A 277-nucleotide genomic window follows, 5' to 3' on the forward strand; every position below is an offset into this window, starting at 1 on the left:
CTTGGCCACCACCTTGTCCACCTGCGCGGCCAGCCGGCCCCGGGTCATCGATGGCCACCGCGCCACGTTGGCCGCCAACTCGGCGTCCACCGCCGCCAACACGTCGGGATCGGTGATCAAATCGGTGCGGAACACGATCGTTTGAAACATCAGGTAGCCGATATCCCCGGCCGCGAACACCGCGCCCACTTTCGGCAACCGTTCGCGCATCGCCCGCGCGTACCGCACCCGGCTGGCGGCCAGGCCCTGACTGATCCGCAACGCCGCGGCCACTTCC

General features: G+C 69.0%; 1 protein-coding gene. It reads right to left on the reverse strand.

The window, feature by feature from the left end; all coding sequences use genetic code 11:
- On the reverse strand, positions 1–277 hold a 277-nt coding region (locus AC5Y4T_RS26205), incomplete at both ends, for a DUF222 domain-containing protein (RefSeq protein WP_499956163.1).

The sequence above is a fragment of the Mycobacterium sp. NGS11 genome, assembly GCF_059813315.1.